Annotated in this window: 8 protein-coding genes and 1 other annotated feature; all 8 genes read left to right on the top strand. The window is 34.6% G+C overall.

All coding sequences use genetic code 11. The annotated features are described in order from the left end of the window. Positions 1-11: 11 nt before the first annotated feature. The 8 genes from RWL86_RS01310 (at position 12) to RWL86_RS01345 (ending at position 6308) form a co-directional block, all read left to right on the top strand. Positions 12-344, top strand: a complete 333-nt coding sequence (locus RWL86_RS01310; protein WP_314076804.1) for a glycine cleavage system protein H — start codon at positions 12-14, stop codon at positions 342-344. Continuing rightward, a complete protein-coding gene (locus RWL86_RS01315; RefSeq protein WP_314076805.1) occupies positions 337-1125 on the top strand; it encodes a protein-ADP-ribose hydrolase in 789 nt (262 codons plus the stop codon). Before RWL86_RS01310 ends, RWL86_RS01315 begins: the two co-directional genes overlap by 8 nt. Positions 1126-1173: 48 nt before the next feature. Further along, positions 1174-2046, top strand: a complete 873-nt coding sequence (locus RWL86_RS01320; protein WP_314076816.1) for an NAD-dependent deacetylase — start codon at positions 1174-1176, stop codon at positions 2044-2046. Next, the gene (locus tag RWL86_RS01325) at positions 2033-3055 is read left to right on the top strand and encodes a lipoate--protein ligase (protein ID WP_314076806.1); all 1023 of its coding nucleotides are present in this window, start codon (positions 2033-2035) and stop codon (positions 3053-3055) included. The genes RWL86_RS01320 and RWL86_RS01325 overlap by 14 nt, the downstream gene beginning before the upstream one ends. 62 nt (positions 3056-3117) lie before the next feature. After that, positions 3118-3238, top strand: a sequence feature (ribosomal protein L10 leader region). Between the two features lie 27 nt (positions 3239-3265). Beyond that, positions 3266-3769: a 50S ribosomal protein L10 gene (gene rplJ / locus RWL86_RS01330; protein WP_314076807.1), complete on the top strand. Its 504-nt coding sequence runs from the start codon at positions 3266-3268 to the stop codon at positions 3767-3769. A gap of 60 nt (positions 3770-3829) precedes the next feature. Then, positions 3830-4198 carry a 50S ribosomal protein L7/L12 gene (rplL, locus tag RWL86_RS01335; RefSeq protein ID WP_006703256.1) on the top strand — a complete coding sequence of 123 codons (369 nt, stop codon included), beginning with the start codon at positions 3830-3832 and terminating at the stop codon, positions 4196-4198. 260 nt (positions 4199-4458) lie between these two features. Beyond that, the gene (locus tag RWL86_RS01340; protein WP_314076808.1) at positions 4459-5040 is read left to right on the top strand and encodes a xanthine phosphoribosyltransferase; all 582 of its coding nucleotides are present in this window, start codon (positions 4459-4461) and stop codon (positions 5038-5040) included. Continuing rightward, the gene (locus RWL86_RS01345) at positions 5037-6308 is read left to right on the top strand and encodes a nucleobase:cation symporter-2 family protein (protein WP_314076817.1); all 1272 of its coding nucleotides are present in this window, start codon (positions 5037-5039) and stop codon (positions 6306-6308) included. The genes RWL86_RS01340 and RWL86_RS01345 overlap by 4 nt, the downstream gene beginning before the upstream one ends. Positions 6309-6375 lie beyond the last annotated feature (67 nt).

Below are 6375 nucleotides of genomic sequence, written 5' to 3' on the forward strand. Positions count from 1 at the left end.
GGATGAATAAAATGAGAAAATTTGCAAATTTTTTATGGATTGATAAAGAAGGAGATCGTTATACGATTCGTATGACACCAGAGTTACAAGATGATGTCGGTACAATTGGTTTTGTTCAATTTAGCCAAGATGAAGTGTTAGAAGCAGAAGAAGAAATCGTTAGTATTGAAGCTTCAAAAACAGTGATGTCTATTGTGACTCCAATTGGAGGAAAAGTGGTAGCATATAATAAAGCTGCAGTAGAGGAGCCAACATTATTAAACTCTGAAAAACAAGAAGAACATTGGCTAGTTGTATTAACAGATGTTGATGAAGCGCAATTTATGGCATTAGAAGATGAATAAAGATACACAAGTTAATCGATTACAGCAAATGATTGCTTTTTTGATGGAGGAAAAAGGCGAAGTTGTTCCAGATTTTTCTGGGAAATCAGAAAAAGATTTAGAAGAAACTTGGCGAGGGTTGGTCAATATTCGACCTGCTAGTCGAGCGGATATTCGTTATTTAGAATTGGAAGAGGCTTATTTAAAGCAATACCATACGGGGGCAATTGTTGGATTGGAAAGTTGCCAAGATACCAATGAAGAGAGAATCAAATTATATCATGGAGACTTATGTCATTTAGAAGTGGATGCAATTGTAAATGCGGCGAATAGTGATTTGTTAGGATGTTTTATTCCGAATCATCGTTGTATTGATAATGCCATTCACACTTTTGCAGGGGTCAAGTTAAGAGAATGTTGTTATCAAATTCAACTCGCTCAAAAGAAAAAAGAACCGGTGGGATCTGTAAAGGTGACACCGAGTTTTCATTTGCCATGTGAGTATGTTTTTCATACAGTGGGACCATTTATTCCAAGTGGAAAGTCTGTTACGCCTATTCGGAAACAATTATTAGAGAACTGTTATATGAGTTGTTTGAAGCAAGCAGAAGAAATGAAGCTAGAAAGCATTGCTTTTTGTGGGATTTCAACGGGTCAATTTGGTTTTCCGGTAGAAGATGCTGCACAAATTGCAGTTTCGGTTGTAAAAGACTGGGTTAAGCAACACGTCTTTCCAGGAACGGTTATTTTATCGACGTATACAAATGAAGAACAAATGGCGTATAGAAAATTATTACAATGATGAGAGAAGGGAGGGGAAGTAGTGGAGTGGATTACACCGATACAAAAGATGGAAAGTCAGGCGCAACAATTAAAAAGTTTGTTTGAAGAAGCGGATGCTATTGTTGTAGGGATTGGAGCAGGAATGTCTGCTGCGGATGGCTTTACTTATATTGGGGAACGTTTTGAGTCAGCCTTTCCAGATTTTATCGAAAAGTATCAATTATTAGATATGTTACAAGCAAGTTTATTTCAATTTGCCAGTTGGGAAGAGTACTGGTCTTTTCAAAGTCGCTTTATTGCATTGAATTATTTAGACCAACCAGTGGGAGCTGCCTATGTAGAGTTGAAAGAAATGCTTGAAACAAAACCGTACCATATTATTACTACGAATGCTGATAATGCCTTTGAAGTAGCTGGATTTGATATGGAGAAAGTGTTTCATATTCAAGGAGAATACGGATTGTTACAATGTAGCCAACATTGTCATCCACAAACTTATCGAAAAGATGAGTTAATTCGTGAAATGATTGCAAGGCAAAAGGATATGAAAGTACCGTATGAATTAATTCCGTTTTGTCCAGAATGTGGTGCACCATTAGAGATTAATAAACGTAATGCTGAAAAAGGGATGGTTGAGTCTGCAGATTTCTTTGAACAAAAAGCCCGTTATGATACTTTTTTAAAACAATATGAGACAGGAAAAGTAGTATATTTAGAAATTGGAATTGGATTTACAACACCACAATTTATTAAAACACCATTCCAAAAGAAAGTTACAGAAAATATAAATGCGGTTTATGTAAGTATGAATCATAAACATTATCGAGTGCCTTTAGCCATTCGAAATCGTACCCTACTATTATCAGAGAATATTGCAACATTAATACACGAAACACATCAATTATTAAAGGAAGAAGGAAAGCTTTATGTATTTGATTGAGCCAATTAGAAATGGGAAGTATGTTACAGATGGAGCAGTAGCTCTTGCGATGCAAGTATATGTCCAACAAAATGTATTTTTAGATGATGATATTTTATTCCCATATTACTGTGATCCGAAAGTGGAAATTGGAAAATTCCAAAATACAGTTGCAGAAGTGAATGAACAATATTTAAAAGAACATAACATCCAAGTCGTTAGAAGAGATACGGGTGGTGGTGCCGTATATGTAGATTCAGGTGCTGTTAATGTTTGTTATTTAATTCAAGATAATGGAGTGTTTGGAGATTTTAAGAGAACATATGCTCCGGCGATTCAAGCGCTGCATGAGTTAGGGGCAACTGGAGTAGAACAAACTGGTCGAAATGACTTAACTATTGATGGAAAGAAAGTTTCTGGAGCTGCTATGACGATTAGTAATGCTCGTGTTTATGGAGGCTATTCTTTACTATTAGATGTGGATTATGATGCAATGGAAAAAGTTTTGAATCCAAATAAAAAGAAATTACAATCAAAAGGCATTCAATCAACAAGAGCTAGAGTGGGCTCAATTCGTCCACATTTAGCACCAGAATATCAAGAAATTACGATTGATGAATTTAAAAATTTAATGACTTGCAAGTTGTTAAGAATTAATTCAATGGACGAAGCGAAACGTTATGTATTAACGGAAGAAGATTGGAAAGCAATTGATGAATTGACAGCTAAAAAGTATAAAAATTGGGACTGGAATTATGGAGAATCTCCACAATATAGCGACTACCGTGATGGAAGATTTGCGGCAGGAACGATTCAAGTATACTTAGAAGTGGAACAAGGAAGAATTACAAAATGTAGTATTCGTGGTGATTTCTTCTCTAAATGTGAAATTCAAGATGTAGAAACTCAATTAATGGGCGTTCGTATGGTTGAAGAAGATATTAAAGCTGTGTTAGACACATTTGAGTTAACAGAATATTTTGGAGCCGTAACTTCTGAAGAACTTACAAAACTCATCTTAGGTGAGTAAGTAAAAAAATATTCAAAAATGCAAAAAAATAGTTGACAAGGGCTTTTGGTTCCTGTAAACTATTTTCTAGTTGAATGCGACCGAAGACAGTAGGGGGCGTTAGCCTTAATATCCTACCGAGGGAGAACAAGTTGATCTTATTTCTCTATGTCTTTGTGGGCATAGAGATTTTTTATGCCCTACCTAAAATTCAGGAGGTGAAACACGAAGATGAGTGAAGCAATTATTGCTAAAAAAGCGCAACAAGTTTCTGAAGTTGCTGAACAATTCAAAAACGCAACATCTGTTGTAGTTGTGGATTATTTAGGAATTACAGTAGAACAAGCAACAAACTTACGTACAGAATTACGTAACGCAGGTGTACAATTTGCAGTTGTAAAAAACAGCATCTTATCACGTGCAGCTAAAGAAGCTGGTTTAGAAGGAATGGATGACATTTTCAAAGGACCATCAGCTGTAGCTTTCAGTAACGATGACGTAGTAGCTCCTGCTAAAATCTTAGCTGACTTTGCTAAAAAAGTTGAAGCTTTAGAAATTAAAGCAGGTGTAATCGAAGGTAAAGTTTCTTCTAAAGAAGAAATCGAAGCTCTTGCAAAATTACCAAACCGCGAAGGCTTACTATCAATGCTATTATCAGTATTACAAGCACCAGTTCGCAACACTGCATTGGTATTCAAAGCCGTTGCAGATCAAAAAGATGGCGCAGCTGCTTAAAGCTAGCTAGCTAATCAAAAAATAATAAAAAATAATGAACCAAAATGGAGGAATTTTAAAATGGCATTAAACATTGAACAAATCATTGCTGACATTAAAGAAGCAACTGTATTAGAATTAAACGACTTAGTAAAAGCAATCGAAGAAGAATTTGGCGTAACAGCAGCAGCTCCTGTAGCTGTAGTAGCTGGTGGCGCTGGTGAAGCTGCTGAAGAAAAATCAGACTTCGATGTAGAATTAACATCTGCAGGCGACAACAAAATTAAAGTAATTAAAGTTGTTCGTGAAGCTACTGGTTTAGGATTAAAAGAAGCTAAAGCTTTAGTTGATGGCGCACCTGGAATCTTAAAAGAAGGCGTTGCTAAAGAAGAAGCAGAAGCATTAAAAGCTCAATTAGAAGAAGTTGGAGCTTCTGTAACATTAAAATAATTTTTAATGACTATTTAGAGGTCGGACAATTATGTCCGGCCTTTTTTATATTTAAAAATGTATAATCGAAGATTTATAATTGCAAAATGTTCGTATTTGAATAATTAATTCATGAAAAACTATTGATTTTATAAAACGATAGTATTAAAATACAGATATTCCGAATGAATAGCGTATAAAATGTATGGTTTTGAATTCTATTTATTTGGGATAAGGGATTGTGAGGAAGTAAGAAAACTATTTTGATTATAGGAGGACTTATGAAATTACTAGAAGAACGTATTTTAAAAGATGGTCATGTTTTAGGTGAAAATATCCTTAAAGTGGATTCGTTTTTAACACACCAAGTAGATCTTCGTCTAATGCATGAAATTGGTGAAGTTTTTGCAGAAAAATTTGCCAATGCGGGAATTACAAAAGTTGTGACAATTGAAGCGTCAGGAATTGCTCCGGCGATTTATGTTGCCGATATATTGAATGTCCCAATGATTTTTGCAAAAAAATCAAAGAACATTACAATGAATGAAGGAGTATTAACTGCTGAAGTGTATTCCTTTACCAAACAAGTTAGTAACACCGTTTCAATAGCAGGAAAATATCTATCAACTGAAGATAAAGTACTGATTATTGATGATTTCTTGGCGAATGGTCAAGCTGCTAAAGGTTTAATTGAAATTATTGAACAGGCAGGAGCAAAAGTAGAAGCAGTTGGGATCGTGATTGAAAAATCATTCCAAGACGGACGAGGATTAATTGAAGAAGCCGGCTATCCAGTATTCTCACTTGCTCGAATTGAACGTTTTGAAAATGGTAAAGTAATTTTTAAGGAGGCAGATTTATAATGCAACAACAAAAACACTCGCAAGCAGCACTTTTAGGATTACAACATTTATTAGCAATGTATTCAGGTTCTATTCTTGTTCCTCTAATGATTGCCACAGCTTTAGGGTATTCTAGTGAACAATTAACTTATTTAATTTCTACAGATATTTTTATGTGTGGGGTTGCTACATTATTACAACTTCAATTAAATAAACACTTTGGAGTAGGTCTTCCAATCGTATTAGGGGTAGCGTTCCAATCTGTAGCTCCGTTAATTATTATTGGTAAAAGTCATGGTAGTGGTGCCATGTTTGGTGCATTAATTGTTTCAGGGATTTATGTCATTTTAGTATCAGGTATTTTTTCTAAATTAGCAAACTACTTCCCATCAATCGTAACAGGTTCTGTAATTACTACTATTGGTTTAACATTAATTCCAGTAGCAATTGGTAATATGGGAAATAACTCTCCAGAACCAACTTCTCAAAGCTTATTATTAGCAACTATTACAGTTGTAATTATTCTTTTAATTAACATTTTTACAAAAGGATTTATTAAATCAATTTCTATTTTAATTGGATTAATTGCTGGTACAGCTATTGCAGCTAGCATGGGATTAGTAGACTTTACTCCTGTAAGAGAAGCATCAGTGGTGCATGTTCCATCTTTATTCTATTTTGGAATGCCAACGTTTGAATTTTCTTCTATTGCGATGATGTGTATTATTGCAACAGTTTCAATGGTAGAATCAACAGGTGTTTATATGGCACTTTCAAATATTACAGGTGAAAATATTGATGCAACTCGTCTTCGTAATGGTCTACGTGCAGAAGGGATGGCAGTATTATTAGGAGGAGTATTCAATACATTCCCATATACAGGTTTTTCTCAAAATGTTGGATTAGTAAAAATTTCAGGTGTTAAAAATCGTCTTCCAATTTACTATGCTGCAGTGTTCTTAATTGTACTAGGTTTATTACCAAAATTTGGTGCATTAGCTCAAATTATTCCAAGTCCTGTCATTGGTGGTGCGATGGTTGTAATGTTTGGTTTTGTATCTCTTCAAGGGATGCAAGTTTTATCAACAGTAGATTTTGCGAATAATGAACATAACTTCTTAATTGCAGCAATTTCAATTAGTATGGGTGTTGGTTTTAATAATAGTAACTTATTTATTAGTATGCCAACTGCTTTCCAAATGTTCTTCTCAAATGGGATTGTAGTTGCTAGTGTAATGGCAATTTTCTTAAATACAGTTTTAAATCGTAAGAAAAAAGCATTGAATTAATGAACAAATTATTGAGTGAGGCTGGGCAAAAAGTCTCAAAAATAGAAGAAAGCACGTCCTGATTTTG

The sequence above is a fragment of the uncultured Granulicatella sp. genome, assembly GCF_963515095.1.
Taxonomy (GTDB): domain Bacteria; phylum Bacillota; class Bacilli; order Lactobacillales; family Aerococcaceae; genus Granulicatella.